Source organism: Phocaeicola oris, assembly GCF_021295095.1.
Classification (GTDB): Bacteria; Bacteroidota; Bacteroidia; order Bacteroidales; family Bacteroidaceae; genus Phocaeicola; species Phocaeicola oris.
In genome coordinates this window covers 1-21,033 of record NZ_JAJLQX010000013.1, presented here as the reverse complement: position 1 = coordinate 21,033, position 21,033 = coordinate 1, and the positions used below count along the sequence as shown (strand labels likewise).

The window sequence follows — 21,033 nt, the reverse complement described above, 5'->3', positions numbered from 1 at the left end:
TTAATATGGGAAAAGTAATTGCTTTGGCCAATCAAAAAGGTGGTGTAGGTAAGACAACCACCACTATTAACCTGGCTGCTTCTTTAGCTACATTAGAGAAAAAGGTATTAGTCATTGACGCAGATCCGCAGGCTAATGCCTCCTCTGGTTTAGGTGTAAATGTTAAGGAAGTGGAAACTTCTATCTACGAATGCTTAATTAACCAAATAGATATACACGAAGCCATTTATACTACCGATATTGACGGTTTGGATATTGTCCCTTCGCATATCGATTTAGTCGGTGCTGAAATTGAAATGCTAAACTTAGAAAACAGAGAGAAGATTATGAAGAATGTCATTACTCCTATAGTAAAAGACTATGATTATATTCTTATAGACTGCTCTCCTTCTTTAGGCTTAATAACCATAAATTCATTAACGGCGGCAGACTCTGTTATCATTCCCGTACAATGCGAGTATTTTGCATTAGAAGGCATCAGTAAATTACTGAATACCATAAAAATTATCAAGTCGAAATTGAATCCAGCCTTACAAATTGAAGGGTTCCTTTTGACAATGTTTGATTCTCGTTTACGTTTAGCTAATCAGATCTATGACGAAGTAAAACGCCATTTTCAAGAGTTAGTTTTCAAAACTATTATCCAACGTAACGTAAAACTAAGCGAAGCACCGAGTCATGGTATCCCTGCAATTCTTTATGACGCAGACTCTACTGGTTCACGTAACTATCTGGCACTCGCAAAAGAGTTAATAGAAAGGAATAGTAAATAATATGGCAGTACATAAAAAATTTGCTTTAGGTCGTGGGTTGGATGCACTCATCTCAACAGATGAAATTAAGACTTCCGGCTCATCATCCATTAGCGAAATAGAATTAAGCAAGATTTCCGTTAATCCGAATCAACCGCGAAGAGAGTTTGATCCGGTTGCTCTCCAAGAGTTAGCCGATTCTATTACAGAAATTGGAATCATCCAACCGATTACTTTACGAAAGATAAGCGAAGACTCATATCAAATTATTGCTGGCGAACGTCGCTATCGTGCCTCTATCCAAGCCGGACTAAAAACCATTCCTGCATATATCCGCACCGCTGACGATGAGAATGTAATGGAAATGGCACTTATTGAGAATATTCAACGTGAAGATTTAAACTCACTGGAAATTGCCCTTGCCTATCAGCATCTATTAGAACAGTACGAACTGACTCAAGACAAACTGAGTGAGCGCGTAGGAAAAAAACGTACAACTATCACAAATTATTTACGTCTCTTAAAACTTCCCGCTCAAATACAGGTAGCTTTAAAAAATAAACAAATAGATATGGGACATGCCAGAGCGCTATTATCTCTGGATGACCCTAAACAGCAAATTCGAATCTTTAACGATATCCAAAAACATGGCTATTCAGTCCGCAAGGTAGAAGAAATTGTAAAAACAATCTCTGAGAAAAATAACAAAAGCGGAAGAAAAAACAATTCAAAACTGACAGAACAATATCTTCTCTTGCAGAAGCATCTGGCCGGCTTCTTCGGTTCAAAAGTAAAACTGACATATACACCGAAAGGGAAAGGAAAGATTAGTATTCCGTTTAATAATGAAGAAGATTTGGAACGTATCATTGAAATTTTTGATACACTGAAAAAAGATTAAGACTTGGAAAAATATAAGTCCATAATTCAACTGCTTTTTACCATATTTCTCATTCTTCTTGGATTGGGAAACACAAATATATGTGGACAGAATGTCAAACAACGTCGTATTCTGTCACAAAAAAACGATTCAATTACATTCCAACTTAATATACTTGATAGTTTGAATGTAGATTCTTTAACTGCCGACAGTATAGCTCTACAAAATGATAGTGCGCTGAAAGCACTCCACACTCCGATTGATACAGCCAATATAGCCCAGCAAGCAGATTCTGCAAGTATCCTCACCTCAATGATTCCAAATAAACGTTTTATTCCGAATTCAAAGAAAGCCACTTGGCTTGCTATTATTTTTCCCGGGGGTGGACAAATTTATAACCGTAAATATTGGAAATTGCCCATCTTCTATGGAGGCTTCGTAGGTTGCGCTTATGCATTCAACTGGAACAGTAAAATGTACAACGATTATAAACAAGCCTATATCGATATTATGGATGATGACCCCAATACAAAGAGTTATGAAAATTATATACCGCCGGGATATGATATCTCCGGAGAAAAAGCTCAATATCAAGAACGATTTAAAAAGAGAAAAGATATTTTCCGCCGTCAGCGAGATTTAAGTATCTTTGCATTCATTGGAGTTTATGTGTTATCCATCATTGACGCATATGTCGACGCAGAACTGTCCGACTTTGATATTTCAAACGATTTGGGTATACGAATAGAACCAACATTGATAAACAATGGCTATGGCAGAACATCAAAGAATATTGGCCTGCAATGTAGCATAACATTTTAAAAGTTACCATGAGACATATATTTATTATATTATTTGCAATAGTATTTATTCAAAGCATCCATGCGCAAAATATCATAACTGTCAAGAATCAGGAAACTGGAAAAGAAGAAGAAATAGATATTCCGGAAAGCCTGCGAAAAGACTTAGACGAAAAAATGCAGATCTGGCAAATAAAGAACTATGTCAATAAAGATGAAACATGTAAGTCAACAGATAGCAATCCGGTCGTCAGTGATGAAATCATCATAGACCGACTTGTCAGAATTCCTTCTGTCATCGAAATGCCTTTCAATGAGGCTGTTCGTAAATTCATTGACTATTACTCAAGTTCCCTTAGAACACGGGTATCATATATGTTAGCTGCTGCCAATTTCTATATTCCTTTATTTGAAGAAGCCTTGGATTTATACAATCTACCGTTGGAATTAAAATATCTTCCGATAATAGAATCAGCTTTAAATCCTAAAGCAGTATCTCGCCAAGGAGCTGCCGGACTCTGGCAATTCATGATTGGGACAGGAAAAATATACGGATTGAAAACTAATAGTTTAGTTGATGAACGTCAGGATCCGGTTAAGTCAACGTGGGCGGCTGTCCGTTATTTGAAGGATCTATATGATATGTATGGGGACTGGAACTTAGTATTAGCGTCATACAATGCCGGCCCCGGAACAATTAATAAAGCAATTAAACGCTCTGGCGGCAAAACCGATTACTGGGAAATCTATCCATACCTTCCTAAAGAAACAAGAGGTTATGTTCCAGGCTTCATTGCAGCCAACTACATTATGACTTACTATTGCGAACACGGTATTTGTCCGATGAACGCGGAACTTCCCGCTCAAACCGATACGATAATGGTAAATAAAGACATCAACCTGAACCAGATTGCCGAAGTCTGTAATTTAGATATAGACGAACTTCGTAGCTTAAATCCTCAGTATCGTAGAGATGTCGTGCCAGGGAAAAGTGATCCAAGCGCTATTCGCTTACCAAACAATACATTAAGTATATTCTTGGCCAATCAGGATAGCATTATTTCATACCAAGCAGATAAGTATCTAAGCAAGAGACAAAGAGTTGAAATCAGTGAAAATACCACACAATGGAAAAAAGGCAAACGAAACAGAGCAACTTCGGGCAAAGCTTCTTACCATAAAATAAGAAAAGGTGAGACATTGGGAGGAATCGCCAATAAATATCATACCACAGTTTCTAATTTGAGAAAGTTAAATGGTATCACTGGTAATAATATTCAAGCAGGAAAGTCTATTAGAGTAAGATAATCTTATACAATATTGAGGGAAAAGACTTGCTTTAAAGTCTTTTTTCTTTATTTTTGCAAGACATTTATAATAAGAAATGGCCGAAAAATCTAAGGAACAAACTAAAACGCAGGAACAAATTGAAGACGAGACCATAAACGACGCCTTTCAAGACTTGTTGAATTGCTATCTGGCAACCAAGCACCGAAAAAGAGTCGAGATTATTACAAAGGCCTTCAATTTTGCCAAGCAAGCACACAAAGGTGTACGACGCCGCTCAGGTGAGCCGTACATTATGCACCCCATTGCGGTTGCAAAAATTGTGTGTACGGAAATTGGTTTGGGGTCCACTTCCATCTGCTCAGCCTTACTACATGATGTAGTTGAAGATACGGATTATACCGTTGAGGATATAGAAAATCTTTTCGGCCCGAAGATCGCTCAAATTGTCGATGGCTTAACAAAAATCTCAGGTGGCATCTTCGGAGACCGTGCTTCTGCTCAAGCCGAAAACTTCAAGAAACTCCTTTTAACAATGAGCGATGATATTCGTGTCATTCTTATCAAGATGGCTGACCGACTTCATAATATGCGGACTCTCGGCTCTATGCTTCCGAGCAAGCAGTATAAAATTGCAGGTGAAACCCTTTATATCTATGCTCCCCTTGCCAACCGACTTGGTTTAAACAAAATAAAGACAGAGCTTGAAGACCTGAGTTTCAGGTATGAACATCCTGAAACTTATCAAGAAATACAAAACAAACTGAAAGAAACACAAGCAGAGCGTGATAAAACTTTCGCCGACTTCACTGCTCCCATCAAAGAACAATTAGACAAGATGGGTATAAAATACCGCATCATTGCCCGCGTCAAAACACCTTATTCTATATGGAACAAGATGATGACCAAGCACGTCAGTTTTGAAGAAATTTATGATATCCTTGCTGTACGCATCATTTTTACTCCGAATCATCTCGATGAAGAAATCAATGACTGCTTCAATATCTACGTCAATATTACAAAGATTTATAAGCCACATCCCGACCGCTTACGCGATTGGGTCAGTCATCCAAAATCAAACGGTTATCAGGCACTGCATGTCACGTTAATGAGTAAAAAGGGGCAATGGATAGAAGTTCAAATTCGGAGTGAACACATGAATGATGTCGCCGAACAAGGCTTTGCTGCTCATTGGAAATATAAGGAAGGCGACGAACCTTATACAGAAGATCAGGGAGAACTCGATAAATGGCTTCACACTATCAAAGAAATTCTTGACGATCCGCAACCGGATGCTATCGACTTTCTGGATACCATAAAACTGAATCTCTTTGCTTCTGAGATTTTTGTCTTCACTCCAAAAGGTGAACTGAAGACTATGCCTCAGAATTGCACTGCACTCGACTTCGCTTTTTCTATTCATACTTTCCTCGGGAGTCATTGCATTGGAGCAAAAGTAAACCATAAATTGGTACCGATGAGCTACAAGCTGAAGAGTGGTGACCAAGTGGAGATTCTGACATCAAATGCCCAACATGTACAACCATCGTGGATTAACTTTGTAACCACCGCAAAAGCTAAATCGAAAATTACAGCCATCCTTCGACGCGAACAGAGAAGCGCACAACAAGACGGAGAGGAAATGCTACAACAATTCTTCAACACAAACGAATTAGAAGTAAATTTAACCAACTTAAAAAAACTATGTGACTTTCACCGGCTGGATACAATCGAAGAACTTTATGCCGCCATTGGCCGAGAGGATATCATTCTCGGTGATGAAGATAAAAATCAATTAAAAGAGAAGTCTACAGGGCGTAACTGGACTAAATTTATATCTTTTGCTTTCGGTAATAAATCAAAGAAAGAGAAAAAAGAAAAAGAAAAGGAAGAGGAAGAGCCGGTGCATGAAAAAATTGACAACAAAAAGATTTTTACGATTAATGAAGAGGCCGATCAACAAAAGGACTACATTATTGCCGACTGTTGTAAACCTATTCCGGGGGATGATGTGCTTGGTTTTATCGATGATAAAAACAAAATTATTATTCATAAGCGACAATGCCCGGTCGCAACCAAATTAAAAAGTAGCTTTGGAAACCGTTTGTTAGCCGTTAAATGGGAACCCGGGAAATCAGTATATTTCTCTGTGTTCTTATATATTAAGGGCATTGATCAGATTGGTGTACTGAATAAAGTGACACAAATCATCTCCACTCAAATGAATGTAAATATTCACCGTTTGGTCATTGAGACAAACGATGGAATCTTCGAAGGTCGTATTGAGTTGTTTGTTCACGATGTAAATGATGTAAAAGCTGTTCTACAGCATCTGAAGAAAATAACCGAAATAAAAACAACTGCCCGCATCGATCAGTTTGACGCACTACCTACCGACGATTAAGTCAAGTAATCCAATTCTTTTCTTATCGAATCCAATTCTGCACGAATACCTTTCAGTCGATCAACTATTTCTGATGCCTTTACAGTTGCGCCCTTATTAACTTTCAATCGTTTACGTGCGCCATCAAGTGTCATGCCACGCTCTTTCACCAAATGATAAACCAAACGAATATTTTGAATATCTTCTTTCTTGTATTGACGAATATTACCACCACTCTTCTTTGGCTGAATCATTGTAGGAAACTCTTTTTCCCAATAGCGCAACAAAGACTCATTCACACTAAACATATCAGCAACCTCACTAATAGAATAGTACATTTTCAGATCTTTCTCCAGATTCAACATAAATATCGGCCTTTAAATTCATAATCAACGTAAAAAACGAAGATTTTATTCAAATCATATCGACAAAAATAATAAAACAGATTATCTTTGCAAAATCATTTTTGAATATTAAATAAAAGATATATAGCTAAATGATGACAGCTAACGAAATTAGAGAATCGTTTAAGAATTTTTATCGGTCAAAGGGGCATGAAATTGTTCCTTCTGCGCCAATGGTCATTAAAGATGACCCAACCCTTATGTTTACTAACGCAGGTATGAATCAGTGGAAAGACATCATCCTTGGCAATCACCCTGCAAAATATAAAAGAGTGGCGGACTCTCAGAAATGTCTCCGAGTAAGTGGTAAACATAATGACTTGGAAGAGGTTGGCCACGATACTTATCACCATACCATGTTCGAGATGCTCGGCAATTGGAGTTTCGGTGACTATTTCAAGGAAGGCGCCATCGACTTTGCCTGGGAATATCTCGTTGACGTTCTGCGTCTTGACCCGAAAGATTTATATGTTACCGTATTCGAAGGCTCACCCTCCGAAGGAATTTCACGTGATGATGAGGCTGCCGAATATTGGGCAAAACATCTCCCTAATGATCATATCATTAATGGAAACAAGCACGATAACTTTTGGGAAATGGGGGATACCGGTCCATGTGGTCCTTGCTCTGAGATTCATATTGATGAACGTACTCCGGAAGAAAAAGCTCTAATTCCGGGAAACAAGATGGTTAACAAAGACAATCCTCAGGTAATTGAAATATGGAATATAGTATTTATGCAGTTCAACCGTAAGGCTGACGGCAGTTTGGAACCGCTCCCTATGCATGTAATTGATACAGGCATGGGATTTGAGCGCTTGGTCCGTATGCTTCAAGGCAAACATTCCAATTATGATACTGACATCTTCCAGCCTTTGATTCAGGCAATTGGCGAATTATCCGAACTAAAATACGGGGTTGACGAGAAAGTGGACGTTGCTATGCGTGTCGTTGCCGACCACATCCGTACACTTGCGTTCTCTATCACCGACGGACAATTACCCGGCAACGCAAAAGGCGGATACGTTATCCGCCGTATTCTTCGCCGTGCTATCCGCTATGCGTATACATTCCTGAATCAGAAGCAAGCATTCTTATATAAACTAATCCCAACGCTGATCGCCAACATGGGAGAGGCTTATCCTGAACTAAAAGCACAGGAAGTGCTGATTGAGAAAGTAATCAAGGAAGAAGAGGAGGCTTTTCTCCGTACACTTGATACCGGTATTCATTTATTAGAGAAGACAATAGATGATACAAAAGCGAACGGAAAAACAGAAATTAGCGGTGTAGACGCATTTACTCTTTACGATACATTCGGATTCCCTCTTGATTTGACTGAACTGATTCTCCGTGAGAATGGAATGACTGTGAACGAAAATGAGTTCAATGCCGAAATGGAAAAGCAGAAACAGCGTGCCCGTAACGCAGCTGCTATAGAAACCGGAGATTGGGTTAATATAGAAGACGGACAAACGGAATTTATCGGTTATGATAATACCGAATGTTTGACAACTATTCTTCGATACCGTCAAGTTACTCAGAAGAAACAGACACTTTATCAGATTGTGCTGAAAGAGACTCCGTTCTATGCCGAAATGGGTGGGCAGGTTGGTGATACCGGTGTATTGAAATGTGGTGATGAAGTTATTGAAGTTATTGATACGAAAAAAGAAAACAACTTGCCGATACATATCACCAAGAAGTTGCCTACTCATCCGGAAGCTAAATTTATCGCGTCTGTTGACAAGCAAAAACGTGAGGCATGCGAAGCCAATCACTCCTGTACGCACTTGCTCGACTATGCCTTGCGTCAAGTTCTTGGTAATCATGTCGAACAGAAGGGATCTTTGGTCAGTCCTGATGGTCTCCGCTTCGATTTCTCTCATTTCCAAAAAGTTACGGACGAACAACTTCGCCAGATTGAACATATAGCTAACGCTATGATTCGCAAAAATATCCCATTGAACGAGTATCGTAACATGCCTATCGAAGAGGCTAAGAAACTTGGCGCCATCGCCTTGTTCGGTGAGAAATACGGCGATGAGGTTCGTGTAGTCAAGTTCGGCCCGTCTGTTGAGTTTTGCGGTGGTACACACGTATCAGCTACCGGAAAAATCGGTATGGTTCGCGTCATCAGCGAAAGTTCTGTCGCTGCCGGCATTCGCCGCATAGAAGCTATCACGGGCGAAAAAGTAGAAGAACTGATGGACAATATTCAATGTACCCTGACCGATTTAAAAGAACTTTTCAACAATGCTCCTGATTTAATCGGAACCATCAAAAAGTATATGGATGAAAACAGTGAGTTAAAGAAAGAAGTTGAAACCTTTATAAAAGAAAAAGTCGCTCAGGTCAAAGAAAAACTGATTAGCAACGCTAAAGATATAAACGGTGTAAAAGTCATCAGTTCCGTCCTTCCTATTCCTGCTGCCTCGGCTAAAGACATCGCTTTCCAACTGAAAGGACAAATTCCTTCCAATTTGTTCGTCGTCATCGGCAGTATAGAGAACAACCGCCCTATGCTGACCGTTATGATCAGCGATGACTTGGTTAAAGATGGACTGAATGCCGGTCAGATAGTACGCGAAGCCGCTAAATTGATACAAGGTGGCGGAGGTGGTCAGCCTCACTTCGCGACTGCCGGAGGCAAGAACGTTGACGGACTGAGTGTTGCTGTAGATAAAGTGCTGGAATTGGCTAACTTATCAATACAGTAATTATCTTTACCGGCCGGGTTAAAACAACATCCCGAATAACGAGCTTTGTTATCTCATAAATAAGATAAAGAAAACAAGTAAAAGGTGGCCCTAATAAGTCCACCTTTTTTATAAAGAATCATTTCATTTTTTATTTATAAATAAGTGCATCACGTGCGTGATACATGTGATTCACGTGCGTGGTACACGTGGTTCACGTGCGTAGTACACATGGCTCACATGCGTGGTACACCTAAGTTATCTGTAGATTCAGGCAATTCGTCATTATAAATCAATAAATTAATCAAGTAATTATTTTAAATTCTCATTCTCAATCTGCTCTTTTGGCCAATTAACCAGATAAAGTGTTTCTGTAGCACGAGTAAACGCAGTATATATCCAGCGGAAATAATCCGGTCCAAGCATCTCATCAGTTACATACCCTTGGTCAAGGAATACACGTTTCCACTGCCCGCCTTGCGCCTTATGGCAAGTTACCGCATACGCATACTTAACCTGAAGAGCATTATAAAACGGGTCGGCTTTCATTTTTTTCATACGTTCCGCTTTTCGCGGAATGTCAGCATAATCCTCAAGCACTGAATAGAACAACTTATCATTTTCCTCTCCGGTGAGTGCCGGAGCCTCGGTTTGTAATGTATCAAGCAGAAGTTTCACCTCTATTTCCAAATCATTAAAATCGGGGAATGAGAGCAATACGTCACAGAAGCGAAACCCATATAGTTCCTGCTCACGACGTACGCGTTTAACCACAGCAATATCTCCGTTGGCTATGAAATCCAACTCTTTCATCTTTTCTGCCCAAAAGTAATTATTTTTCGCAATCATCAACAAATCTCCTGAGTTCAACTCATCAGTCCGAAAAAGAATGGTACCGCGTATCCCGTTATTATATATATTCGCCCGTTTATTAGAACGCGTTACTATCATGGTTTCGCCTATGCCCACCTCATCATAGCAGTTGTTTATCTTCTCTATCAAGTCACTGCCATTAATAATCTGAATGTCCGGAAAATTCCGTATTCTAATTTCCGGGAATCTTGAAAAGTCCTGATTAGTTAAATTTTGCCTGAGCACAGTCGCGTTATATAAGATACCCGATTCTTGCGACTGACGGACTACCTCCGTCAGCTTCGACAGATAAACTTTCAGCCCGTATCCTTCTAATACACTGACAGAAAGCGCCGGGCTATCTTTTTCTCCTACCGGAGGCAACTGAGCAGTATCACCAATAAGAAGCAAACGACAACCTTCCCCGCTATAAACATAATGAATCAAATCGTCAAGCAACCGGCCTGTTCCAAAAACTGAGCCCGAAAGCCCTCTGTTCGAAATCATGGAAGCCTCATCCACGATAAACAAGGTGTGCCGATTCAGATTATTATCGAGTAAGAAATTGGTCATCTCATTCGAAAAACTTTTCTGTCTATAAATACGTTTATGGATAGTAAAGGCCGTATGTTCAGAATAACGCGAAAAGACTTTCGCGGCTCTCCCCGTAGGGGCCAGCAAGATTGTCTTTTGTTTCAAGGCATCGAGTGTCTTCACCAGAGCCCCGATGAGGGAGGTTTTCCCTGTCCCTGCATACCCTTTCAGAACGAACACGGTATTTCCACGTCGGTCAACCAAGAACTCAGACAAAAAATTAATTGTATTTTCCTGCTCTATAGTTGGTTTATAATGAAAAAATCCTTTAATTTGCGTAGTTAAATAGTTATTTATCATAATTGGGTATCAAAAAAAATCATGATTTGATGCGATATTCAATTTATTTATTTATTTTTGCGAAGCGAAATATTAAAATATTCAATGCGAATATAAACTAAAAAAACACATATTTATCATGAAAACTGTTATTAATGTTATTTTGGCTCTTTGCGTGGTCGGATTGGTATACATTTGCTATGGTAGTATCATGGGACCTATCAACTTTAAGAAGCAAAGAGACATCAGAGAGACTGAGGTGAAAACCCGCTTGATCGACATTCGTAAAGCTCAAGTAGAGTATCGTCAGTTGCATGACGGTAAGTATACTGCCAACTTCGATACTTTAATCGACTTCGTTAAAACCGCAAAAATTCCTTTTGTAAAGAAAGTTGGTACTTTGACCGATGATCAGTTAGAGAATGGAATGACAGAAAAGAAAGCTGTCGCTATGATTGAGAAAGCAAAGAAGAGTGGTAACTGGAAAGAAGTTGAGGCTGCCGGCTTAAAGGATTTCAGTCGTGATACTATTTGGATTCCTGTTACAGATACTATTTTCGCAAAAGGTTTTAATCCTGATTCTTTGCGTTATGTTCCATTTGGTAACGGTGCACAGTTTGAGATGGCTGTCCGCAGTGATACTACAAAGTCGGGCGCTCCATTGAACTTATTCCAAGCTCAAGTTCCATACGAAGTTTATCTGAATGGCTTAAACAAGCAGGAAATCATTAATATTAAGGACTTACAAGAAAAGTTGAATAAATATGCCGGCTTACGTGTAGGTAACATTGAAGAGCCTAATAACAACGCGGGTAACTGGGAATAATAATGACAGTCATCGATTTCACGAAATCAGATCAGTATAGTCTATCCATCCGCCTTAGCGCGGATGGATTTTCTTTTTCTCTATACAACCCTCACGATGAGGGCAGCTTCTTCTATGAACCTTATTCCGTGAACATCGCCTACTCTCTTACAGCCAACGCAAAAGAGATGCTTGATTCTTCGGAGGTATTCAAGCATACTTATAGGCACATCTATATATTATACGATACCGCACGCGTTACTCCTGTTCCCTTTGAGCTCTTCGAAGATGACGAAATGGAAGACCTGTTCTATTCAAACTTCCCGAAAGCGAATAACGAAACCATACTTTGTAATATTCTTGAGAAAAGTAACATCGCGCTTCTCTTTGGAATGGACAAACATGCATACCAGCTTATGAACGAGCGGTTTCCACACGCAAAATACTTTGCGACAGTTAGTCCCCTCACAGAATACTTTCAGAAAAAAAGTAAGACAAAAAACAAACATCTATACGCTTATCTGCAAAAAGGGGGCATCAAGGTATTTGCATTCGACAACGGACGCCCGATGCTTATAAATTCTTTCAGCTGTGAAACATTCGAAGACCGTATCTATTACTTATTATATATATGGAAACAATTAGGGTTTGATACGGAAACCGACGAGCTATATTTGGTAGGCAACATAGCAGAAAAAGAGAAACTGACCGATGGACTGGAAAAATACATTCGTAACGTGTTCCTCATTCACCCGAGATCTGAGTTCAATCGATCTATACTCACTCAACGCGATGATATACATTTCGACCTTCAAACTTTACTGATATGCGAGTAGTAGCAGGAATATACAAGGGCAGACATTTTGATATTCCGAAGACATTTAAAGCACGTCCTACCACAGACTTCGCTAAAGAAAACATCTTCAATGTATTGAAGAAATATATAGATTTTGAAGACGGACTCAATGCGCTCGACTTATTTGCCGGTACAGGAAGCATCAGTCTGGAATTACTTTCCAGAGGATGTGAAAGGGTCATCTCCATTGAAAAAGATCCCCAACACTATGCTTTCATACGTAATGTGATGGAAGCAGTAAAAACCAATAAAGGCTTTCCTCTCCGCGCAGATGCATTGAAATATATAGAAAAATGTCAAGAACAGTTTGACTTCATTTTTTCCGATCCGCCTTACGCACTAAAAGAATTGCCTGACATTCCATCACTTATCTTTAAATACCACTTGCTGAAACCAAATGGAATCTTTGTTTTGGAGCATGGTGAAACAAATTCATTTAAAACAAATCCACATTTTGCCGAACACCGTGAATACGGAAGTGTAAACTTCTCTATCTTTACAGCAGAGGAGAGATTAATCGAAGAATCGACTCAACTAATTTCTGACGTTTCGAACGACGCTCCCACATCTTAGAATTGAGCAATGAGGAAGATTCCAAGTCTTTCAGAAATATGTTTTTGCAAGCTAATGCCGACTGTTTATCATACATAAAAGCATTTACTTCAAAATCGTATTCCAAGCTCCGAAAATCCATGTTAGTAGACCCAATGGTAGATAGCTGATCATCACTCACCATCATCTTAGAATGAAGGAATCCTTTCTCATAAAAATAAACTTTTATGCCGGCTCTTATAATATCATCCAAATAAGAGAATGAAGCATAATGTGTCAGAATTGTATCTGCTTTGCGAGGTATCATGATTCGCACATCGACACCGGCCAAAGCTGCAGTTTTCAAAGCCATCTGAATAGATTCCGTCGGCAGAAAATACGGTGTTTGGATATAGAAATAAGAACGAGCATTAGTAATTGCCATTAACAGTCCCTGCATTATATTACGCCAATCTCCGATAGGATCAGAAGTAACTATCTGAATCAACGCGTTCCCCTTGGAACTGATTTCCGGAAAATACTCCGACGAAGTGATGAGTGTACGATCCATGGCATACCAGTCTGTGAGGAATACAGTTTGCAGTCCATAAACAGCCTTGCCAACAATCTTTACATGCGTATCGCGCCATACACCCCAACTGACACCTCGCACATATCGAAGCGCTAAATTCATACCGCCTGTAAAACCAATCCGACCGTCTATCACAACAACTTTCCGATGATTCCGGTAATTCACCTTACTGGTAAAAAGAGGGAAGCGAACCTTCAAGAAATCGCGTACCTCCACCCCACCCTCGAGCAAAACCTGAAAGAAATCACGACCAACTTTCCAACAGCCCACGTCGTCATAAATAACGCGAACCTCTACACCCTGTTTTGCTTTATCAATCAAAGCATCACGCACCAAACGACCAATGGGATCATCCTCGAATTTAAAGAATTCAACATGGATATGATGCTTTGCCTTATTGATTTCTTTCAACAAAGAAAGCAACATTGACTCTCCGTCTGTATAAATTTCTATCTGATTATCCGCAAATGACAGAGCATGGTTAATGTTATAAAAGAAATACATTAACTGATACTGCTCTTGAGGATACTTAAACGCTTTCTGAGCCTGAAACTCTTCCATCGGATGCCTTGTCAATCGTGTATATCTGCTTCGGCTGATAAGTCGGGCCTTACGATCCTTCCGGCCGAAAAAGAAATATAATACGAGACCAAGTAAAGGTACAAAGATAAGAACCAGCAACCAAGCTAATGTCTTCACCGGGTTCCTGTTATCCATCACTATCACAATGACTGTACCCAAAACAAGAAAAAGATACACCAAGTCGATTGCGGTAGAAAAAATCTGATGAAAGATTCCCCACTCAATCATTATATCCTATAAACTTCATGCTTTTAATTATTTATTCAAATTAAACTGACCATCCTTAGGGAATCCAATGCTCATGCCAAACGAAGCCTGATGTGGTTTACCCATAACAATACTATACGGCAACTCTTTGATTGAACGTGTCGAAGAAACTTCGGGATAAACCTTTCCTGCACGAGTTAAAGCGAACTTCAACATTGTTTCATTCTCATCCCCCAACTGATAGCCGTCAAAAGGATTATCATCAACTTTATAATCCGGAGCAAAACCATCAGGGCGGGAAGCGTTATTCCCATTTGCATCAGCAAACGTTGAGACCATAAGGTACATACCCCAATTCTTTATGACAGAAGGAACTGTCTTATAAATATCTGAAGATGATACCATCCAACCTGTACAATACTTCCCATAGCTCTGATTACCAATCTTCTCAATAGAGACATAAGGAGATAAACCAACAATAACCCCTTCTGAAGCAGAAGCTGTATTACTTGTCATCAAGAAATAAATCTTTGACGGACTTAAAATGGCATCAGCAATAGAAACCTCTGTTAGCGTCTTTGATGTCCCGTCGGTTGAAACTTTCTGAATAGTACTAAAATACGTATTCAAATCTTCTCCTCGCTCTTTATATTGATTAGTCATAGTCTTATTATAAACCTCGGTATGGAAAACAGTTTTTCCATTTATAACATCACTTTCAGGAGCTAACATAGATCCCAGCAGTTCCTCTGTATTAACATAACCACCGCCATTGTATCGAAGGTCGAGAACCAATTCTTCAACTCCGGAAGCCTTAAATGCTTTCATTATCCCTACTAATGCAGACGCTGACTTCAAATCAAAAGAAGCATAAGCCAAATACCCGACTTTCTTACCATTCACATCAAATATAGCATTACATAAAATAGGATCTTCGTACATTTCGACAGCAGTTAAGCTGCGTGTCCCGCCACCATCGGAAATAATATTATTGTTTGAATCATACGTACCAAGGCCTATTGTCGCAGAGGAGCTATAATAAATATTAGAGAAATTATCACGAGTCGGCTGACTTCCATCAACAGTCAAAATAATATCACCACGTTTAATGCCGGCCTTCTCTGCAGGCCCATCTTTATAAACAAAGTTCACAACGTAAAATATATTATTACTATTACTAAATGAATATGGAGTAATATTCCAACCGTACGTAGTATTAACACCATTAACACTGCCTATAAAAGAATTAAAATCATTCGTTAATGCAGTCCATTTATCAATATCAACACCAGAACTGATACTGCCATTCATAGACCTTACATAATTATATCGAATATTATTAACGACTCCGATAGGATATTGACAAGTATCAGGATTTAAGCGGATAACATCGGAAGTTATTTCATCTGCCCAGAAATAATAACTTTCCATCAAATCTCTCGCCATTTGTGTGGCATACCTTATTTCTTCACTGATAGTTGGTTGGACAGGTATTACAGGAGTATTAACTTCATCTTTATCTTTGCTACATCCGCACAATAAAACAATAGCGGACATAAGCAATACAAAAGAAACTCTTTTCATAATCATTCTTTTATAAGTTTATATCCGCTAAATAAAGCAATTTTTACGGAATCACCATATTTATTTGTTTAAATATGGTTAGAATGTTCTTCTTCCGCCAAAACCACCCAGAGGTGGACCGTTCGGCCGACCTCCTCCCGGACCTCGACGACCACCAAGGCCGCCAGGCCCCATACGCTCGAATCTATTTCGAGCTTCTTTACTACCAAACAAGCTAAATTTATAAATAAAATGAACCATGCAATAGCTATTAATGCTATTGTATTCGTTTACATTCCGAAGTTCTGCCGTAAGTGTACGTGAAATAGTACTTTGATTATGAAGAATATCATACATCTCAAAGCTTAATGTCGCAGCACCCTTAAAGAAACTCTGAGCAATCTGAGTATTCCATATCAACTCATTGCGATTCATGCTTGAATCACTGTAACCTCGACGACACTGATTCGTCAGATTTGTTGAAATTGTCATGTCCCAAGGCAATGAGATGTTAGTGCTCGCGCCGTATGAATAGGTATATGGCTCCTGATTATTTTGAGGCCGTAAAGCACTACGTTCCCAATTATATTCCAATGCGCCGTTAAGTGAAAACTCAAACCAATTATTTCGATATGTACCATTCAAGTTCTCTGCTAACGTCAGATTAGTTGTTTTATTCCTATCGTCCGTCTTCGTTGCGTTATTATAAAGATAAGCGACATTATTCATATAATTGGCACGAGAAAATGAATTGATGTTAAACTTCTTATTTTTTAATGCGCTATTGAATCCGAACATACCGAAAGCGTTCCAATTACCATTGATATTTGTTGGTTGAGTAATTCGTCCACCGGTAGATTCATTATACATCGTGCTATTACTAATAGCGTTTTGCGTAGCATTAAACATTAAATGTGTAATTATACCACGCTGTTTTTCTGGATTATAGGTATTATAAAACACACGCATTGTATGCGTAAAGGAAGGCTTTAAGCCCGGATTACCCATAGTAATATTCAAAGGATTTGAATCATTGGTAATAGGCAACAGATTTTCCATTCCGGGCTGACTGCTTCGACCACGATACATCACCTCTAACTGACTTAAATTGGAGAATTTATAGCGAAAGCGCATGTTAGGAGCAAAGTTAAATACATTACGTACTGTATCGGTTGAATAAGTTCCACGAGTATACGAGAGTTTCGTATTCTGCGGTTGAACAGATATTCCGGCATCCAACTGATACTTCTTTCGAATCAAACGAAATCCGGCTTGAATATCATGATTTACATAATCGTATGTAGCATCTTTACTTAAGCTCGGGTCAAATCCATCCTTATAGTTTTCCGGAAGTCGGTCATCTAAACGCCAACCAAAATTATCTAAATCGTACGTTGAACGGACACTCGTATTATGACGGTATGACAATTCATAACTGAACTGCAGAAACAAACCTTTAGCAATAGGTTCACTGTAAGTTAATCTACCGGAATAAGTATAATTATTTACCGGAGTATTAATATATCGACGTCGAATATTCGTTGAATCCGGATTGTAATCAAACTGATAGTAACGGGTTAACGCGTCAGTGTACGAGTCATTCTCTGTATCGGTATATCCGAATCGACCTCGGAATGTAATGTTCCTTCCCTTATTATTCAGCTTACGGTTTACTTGCAGTGTAGCATTTACCGAAGTACTCCCTGATTTCTGATGAGAACGATTATTTGAAGAGTTTACCCGAATTGATTTCAACGGCTCATTCGAATCTAAATCATCAAGATTTAAGTAATCATTCGGATTTGCGATAATATCAAACGGATCACTATCGAATGTAGCAGATTGACTTTCGGAATTCGTTTTCGAACTCCGATAGCTGAAATTAGGACGGAAGATAATATTCGTCATACTATCCGGCTTCCACTCCAAGCGATAATCAAAATTTATAGAATTGGTTTTAGCCCGATATAAAGAGTTTGTATTAGCGTATGAACTTCCTGCCTGCAAGAATCGCTCGGAATATCCACGACCAATCAGATCCTGATCACTATAGTTATAGCGGATACTACCGCCCATATCCAACTTTTCAGTCTCAGTTGCGAAGTTTGCTCCCAACATTTTACGTGCGTTTAAACCATTAGGGCTAAACCAACGCGGACCACCACCAGAGAATCCCTGATCATTGGTATTATTAGCTGAACCTATCACTGAGAATTGTGTCCGGTCCTTGAAATAATTCATCATCATACGCCCTGAGTAACGATCTTTCGTACCAACAGACAAATCGGCATTACCAAAGAATCCCTGATTCATTCCCTTTTTAACGGTTAAATCAAGTACAGTTTCCTCTTCGCCATCATCAATTCCCGTAATACGGGCTAAATCAGACTTCTTATCATAAGCCTTTACTCTGTCAACCATATCCACCGGCAGGTTTTTCAGACCGGTAGACACATCACCACCGAAGAATTCTTTTCCGTCAACCATGATTTTCTTTACCTCTTTCCCGTTAATCTTCACTGTCCCGTCATCCGACACTTCTGCTCCCGGTAACTTCTTTACCAACTCCTCAAGCATAGCTCCTTGCGGGGTGCGATAAGCTGAAGAACTATACATCATCGTATCTTTTGAAACAGAAACCATCGGAGCCTCGGCAGTAACAATAGCTTCTTTCAGCATGATAGCATCAGCCGACAAAGGAATCGTCCCCGCACTCACCTGCGGACGATTTTTCGAGAATGTATATTGTTTGAATTGAGACAGATAACCTACATAAGATACTTTTAGAATATACTTACCCGGCTTAGCATGAACGGCAAAATTTCCATTCGCGTCCGTCACGTTACCATTTATCATCGAGCTGTCTTTTGGGGAAAGCAATTGAACAGTAGCTTGTATAATAGGTTCATTCGTGTCCTTCTCTACTACCTTTCCTACCACTGTAACCTGATTGCTTTGAGCAAAAGCATTGATTGTGGCTATCAACAGCAACAATACAAACAAGAACTTTCTCATCTTTCCTTTTTATGTGATTTTACTGCTAAACAACTTTTTGATAAGGAAAAAGCGAAAAGGTTTAATCTACATTTTATTTTTTATTCTTAAAGATTTTGTCAATTCGTTGTTTTTGTGTGAAGAACTCCATACAAACTACATTGAATACCATATACAATATAGCTATATTACTGTCTGCACTCTCTATATTCTCGTGACGGAACCCGATAATCAGCGCAACAATATAATATATCCCCAACAAATATATGGCATAATATATGGATTTCAAACGAATCTTCGCCGTACCATCATCTTCCTGCTTTTGACGAGCCAAAAATATCATAAATAAAGCAAACCAAACAAATAATTTAACAGAAGCCTTAACTAATAACAAGTTACTATCATCGATTCTCCCGGAAAGAAACATAATGATAGGTACGAAAACGGATAAAATTAAAATGACATATCCTAATATGCGACAGTAATGCGGTAATATTCCATTCATAATTGGTGGCTTTTCTCTTTGTTGGACAAATTTAAGCTTTTTAGTTGAATTAATGACGAGGAACTTCTTATTTTTACCTAATTTTACAAACAAATTTTAGAATTATATGCAAAAACAAGAGGTTCTATTCACGCATAATATAGAGAAAGACTTGGAAAAAGTTCTCTTTCGCTGCACATACGATAAACTTTTCTTACTCACCGACGAAAGTACTCTGAAGTTCTGTGCACCTATTGTTCAGAACTTTGAATGTTTAAAGAACGCGGACATCATTACCATTCCAACCGGAGATTTGAACAAGAACCTGCAGTCCATGCAAATTGTCTGGAATGCTCTCGACAAGATGAAAGCATCCCGAAGATCACTGATGATCAACTTGGGGGGAGGCATGGTGACTGATTTAGGAGGATTCGCCGCCTCCACGTTCAAACGCGGTATTCCGTTTGTCAACATCCCTACCACCTTGCTCGCTATGGTTGATGCTTCGGTAGGAGGAAAAACAGGAATCAACTTTAACGGACTAAAAAATGAAATAGGAGTGTTCAACACTGCCGAGAGTGTTATTATATGTCCCGATTTTCTAAAAACACTCGACACGCAAAACCTCTTTTCGGGTTATGCTGAAATGCTGAAGCACGGACTGATAAGTAACGTAAAACATTGGGCAGAATTGCTGAACTTCGATTGGAATAAGCCTGACTATAAAGAACTATTAAGCTTAATTGAGCAGTCTGTTCTTGTTAAAGAAAAGATTGTAGAAGAAGATCCGCATGAGCATGGCATCCGCAAAGCACTCAACTTCGGGCATACCATCGGTCATGCGTTCGAAAGTTGGTCGATGGAACGCAATCATCCCATTCTGCATGGGTATGCAGTCGCCTTTGGTTTGGTTTGCGAGCTCTATTTTTCTTATCTCCGTCTTAAATTTCCACAAGATAAGTTGCAACAGACTAATCTGTTTATAAAAGAACATTACGGAACCCTCGGCATCACTTGCAAACAGTATGACAAGCTGTATGAGCTGATTACTCACGATAAAAAAAATACTAACGGCGTAATTAACTTTACCTTACTCAGTGATATCGGTGATGTTCATATCAACCAGCAAGCCGACAAAAAAGAAATATTTGAGATTTTCGATTTCTTTCAAGACGCAGGTTTTTGAGAGATTAAACAAAACAATATAACTTAAAATAAAAGACAGCTGTTCATAAAAAAGAATAACCGAAGGCAACTTCACAACTTATATTTCTTTCCATAAAGAATTTTTCAACTATTCAAATGAAGATTGTGAATCGTATATATGGACATTGCGTGTGATAAGGATGATTGGGAAAAGTGTGACTTATACTGATATAAGTAGACACATTTAATAACCATAAAAATGTGTATAACTTATGCGTAAAAAGTACAAACATTACAGTGAGGAAGAAAAATTAAATCTTCTTCGCGAGTATGAGGAGTCTGG

At 39.0% G+C, this 21,033-nt stretch carries 16 protein-coding genes; 10 read left to right on the top strand and 6 right to left on the bottom strand.

Annotation, left to right across the window (positions count from 1 at the left end):
• Window positions 1-5: 5 nt before the first annotated feature.
• From LO761_RS07765 to LO761_RS07745, 5 genes are all read left to right on the top strand, one after another.
• A complete protein-coding gene (locus tag LO761_RS07765) occupies window positions 6-773 on the top strand; it encodes a ParA family protein (protein WP_272817722.1) in 768 nt (255 codons plus the stop codon).
• Window position 774: 1 nt separating this feature from the next.
• Window positions 775-1,653: a ParB/RepB/Spo0J family partition protein gene (locus LO761_RS07760; protein ID WP_272817721.1), complete on the top strand. Its 879-nt coding sequence runs from the start codon at window positions 775-777 to the stop codon at window positions 1,651-1,653.
• 3 nt (window positions 1,654-1,656) lie between these two features.
• Entirely contained in the window at window positions 1,657-2,454 is a 798-nt protein-coding gene (locus LO761_RS07755; protein WP_272817720.1) for a DUF5683 domain-containing protein, read from the top strand.
• Window positions 2,455-2,462: 8 nt separating this feature from the next.
• Window positions 2,463-3,740, top strand: coding sequence for a lytic transglycosylase domain-containing protein (locus LO761_RS07750; RefSeq protein ID WP_272817719.1), 1,278 nt, complete (start codon window positions 2,463-2,465; stop codon window positions 3,738-3,740).
• A 76-nt stretch (window positions 3,741-3,816) separates the two neighbouring features.
• The gene (locus LO761_RS07745) at window positions 3,817-6,123 is read left to right on the top strand and encodes a RelA/SpoT family protein (protein WP_272817718.1); all 2,307 of its coding nucleotides are present in this window, start codon (window positions 3,817-3,819) and stop codon (window positions 6,121-6,123) included.
• Here the strand turns inward: LO761_RS07745 and LO761_RS07740 are convergent.
• Window positions 6,120-6,467, bottom strand: a complete 348-nt coding sequence (locus LO761_RS07740) for a MerR family transcriptional regulator (RefSeq protein WP_272817717.1) — start codon at window positions 6,465-6,467, stop codon at window positions 6,120-6,122. The genes LO761_RS07745 and LO761_RS07740 overlap by 4 nt on opposite strands.
• Before the next feature lie 131 nt (window positions 6,468-6,598).
• Here LO761_RS07740 and alaS point away from each other — a divergent pair, with 131 nt between their 5' ends.
• Complete coding sequence (alaS, locus tag LO761_RS07735; RefSeq protein ID WP_272817716.1) at window positions 6,599-9,226, top strand: alanine--tRNA ligase; 2,628 nt, start codon at window positions 6,599-6,601, stop codon at window positions 9,224-9,226.
• 291 nt (window positions 9,227-9,517) lie between these two features.
• Here the strand turns inward: alaS and LO761_RS07730 are convergent, their stop codons facing one another.
• A complete protein-coding gene (locus tag LO761_RS07730; protein WP_272817715.1) occupies window positions 9,518-10,951 on the bottom strand; it encodes an ATP-dependent DNA helicase in 1,434 nt (477 codons plus the stop codon).
• A 118-nt stretch (window positions 10,952-11,069) separates the two neighbouring features.
• On the opposite strand from LO761_RS07730, the gene LO761_RS07725 reads away from it, so the two are divergent.
• From LO761_RS07725 to LO761_RS07715, 3 genes are read left to right on the top strand one after another with little or no spacing between them, the layout of a single operon-like run.
• The gene (locus tag LO761_RS07725) at window positions 11,070-11,756 is read left to right on the top strand and encodes a hypothetical protein (RefSeq protein ID WP_272817714.1); all 687 of its coding nucleotides are present in this window, start codon (window positions 11,070-11,072) and stop codon (window positions 11,754-11,756) included.
• A gap of 2 nt (window positions 11,757-11,758) precedes the next feature.
• Window positions 11,759-12,571 carry a DUF3822 family protein gene (locus LO761_RS07720; protein ID WP_272817713.1) on the top strand — a complete coding sequence of 271 codons (813 nt, stop codon included), beginning with the start codon at window positions 11,759-11,761 and terminating at the stop codon, window positions 12,569-12,571.
• Window positions 12,562-13,164, top strand: coding sequence for an RsmD family RNA methyltransferase (locus tag LO761_RS07715; RefSeq protein WP_272817712.1), 603 nt, complete (start codon window positions 12,562-12,564; stop codon window positions 13,162-13,164). The genes LO761_RS07720 and LO761_RS07715 overlap by 10 nt, the downstream gene beginning before the upstream one ends.
• Here LO761_RS07715 and cls read toward each other — a convergent pair.
• The 4 genes from cls to LO761_RS07695 all read right to left on the bottom strand — a co-directional run bounded on the left by cls (window position 13,088) and on the right by LO761_RS07695 (window position 19,565).
• Window positions 13,088-14,524: a cardiolipin synthase gene (gene cls / locus LO761_RS07710; RefSeq protein ID WP_272817711.1), complete on the bottom strand. Its 1,437-nt coding sequence runs from the start codon at window positions 14,522-14,524 to the stop codon at window positions 13,088-13,090. The genes LO761_RS07715 and cls overlap by 77 nt on opposite strands.
• Window positions 14,525-14,551: 27 nt before the next feature.
• A complete protein-coding gene (locus LO761_RS07705; protein ID WP_272817710.1) occupies window positions 14,552-16,087 on the bottom strand; it encodes a S41 family peptidase in 1,536 nt (511 codons plus the stop codon).
• 78 nt (window positions 16,088-16,165) lie between these two features.
• Window positions 16,166-19,081 carry a TonB-dependent receptor gene (locus LO761_RS07700; protein ID WP_272817709.1) on the bottom strand — a complete coding sequence of 972 codons (2,916 nt, stop codon included), beginning with the start codon at window positions 19,079-19,081 and terminating at the stop codon, window positions 16,166-16,168.
• Between the two features lie 73 nt (window positions 19,082-19,154).
• Window positions 19,155-19,565 (bottom strand): hypothetical protein, encoded by a 411-nt coding sequence (locus tag LO761_RS07695; protein WP_272817708.1) that lies wholly within the window; start codon window positions 19,563-19,565, stop codon window positions 19,155-19,157.
• Between the two features lie 106 nt (window positions 19,566-19,671).
• Between LO761_RS07695 and aroB the strand changes: the two genes are divergently transcribed.
• Complete coding sequence (gene aroB / locus LO761_RS07690; protein ID WP_272817707.1) at window positions 19,672-20,730, top strand: 3-dehydroquinate synthase; 1,059 nt, start codon at window positions 19,672-19,674, stop codon at window positions 20,728-20,730.
• Window positions 20,731-21,033 lie beyond the last annotated feature (303 nt).

Bases quoted from the DNA above. Each gene is read 5' to 3' on its own strand.
- LO761_RS07730 (WP_272817715.1), bottom strand. From the start codon at position 10,951: ATGATAAATAACTATTTAACTACGCAAATTAAAGGATTTTTTCATTAT.
- LO761_RS07740 (WP_272817717.1), bottom strand. From the start codon at position 6,467: ATGTTGAATCTGGAGAAAGATCTGAAAATGTACTATTCTATTAGTGAG.
- LO761_RS07715 (WP_272817712.1), top strand. From the start codon at position 12,562: ATGCGAGTAGTAGCAGGAATATACAAGGGCAGACATTTTGATATTCCG.
- LO761_RS07720 (WP_272817713.1), top strand. From the start codon at position 11,759: ATGACAGTCATCGATTTCACGAAATCAGATCAGTATAGTCTATCCATC.
- LO761_RS07750 (WP_272817719.1), top strand. From the start codon at position 2,463: ATGAGACATATATTTATTATATTATTTGCAATAGTATTTATTCAAAGC.
- LO761_RS07745 (WP_272817718.1), top strand. From the start codon at position 3,817: ATGGCCGAAAAATCTAAGGAACAAACTAAAACGCAGGAACAAATTGAA.
- LO761_RS07725 (WP_272817714.1), top strand. From the start codon at position 11,070: ATGAAAACTGTTATTAATGTTATTTTGGCTCTTTGCGTGGTCGGATTG.
- LO761_RS07700 (WP_272817709.1), bottom strand. From the start codon at position 19,081: ATGAGAAAGTTCTTGTTTGTATTGTTGCTGTTGATAGCCACAATCAAT.
- cls (WP_272817711.1), bottom strand. From the start codon at position 14,524: ATGATTGAGTGGGGAATCTTTCATCAGATTTTTTCTACCGCAATCGAC.
- LO761_RS07760 (WP_272817721.1), top strand. From the start codon at position 775: ATGGCAGTACATAAAAAATTTGCTTTAGGTCGTGGGTTGGATGCACTC.
- LO761_RS07765 (WP_272817722.1), top strand. From the start codon at position 6: ATGGGAAAAGTAATTGCTTTGGCCAATCAAAAAGGTGGTGTAGGTAAG.
- aroB (WP_272817707.1), top strand. From the start codon at position 19,672: ATGCAAAAACAAGAGGTTCTATTCACGCATAATATAGAGAAAGACTTG.
- alaS (WP_272817716.1), top strand. From the start codon at position 6,599: ATGATGACAGCTAACGAAATTAGAGAATCGTTTAAGAATTTTTATCGG.
- LO761_RS07695 (WP_272817708.1), bottom strand. From the start codon at position 19,565: ATGAATGGAATATTACCGCATTACTGTCGCATATTAGGATATGTCATT.
- LO761_RS07705 (WP_272817710.1), bottom strand. From the start codon at position 16,087: ATGAAAAGAGTTTCTTTTGTATTGCTTATGTCCGCTATTGTTTTATTG.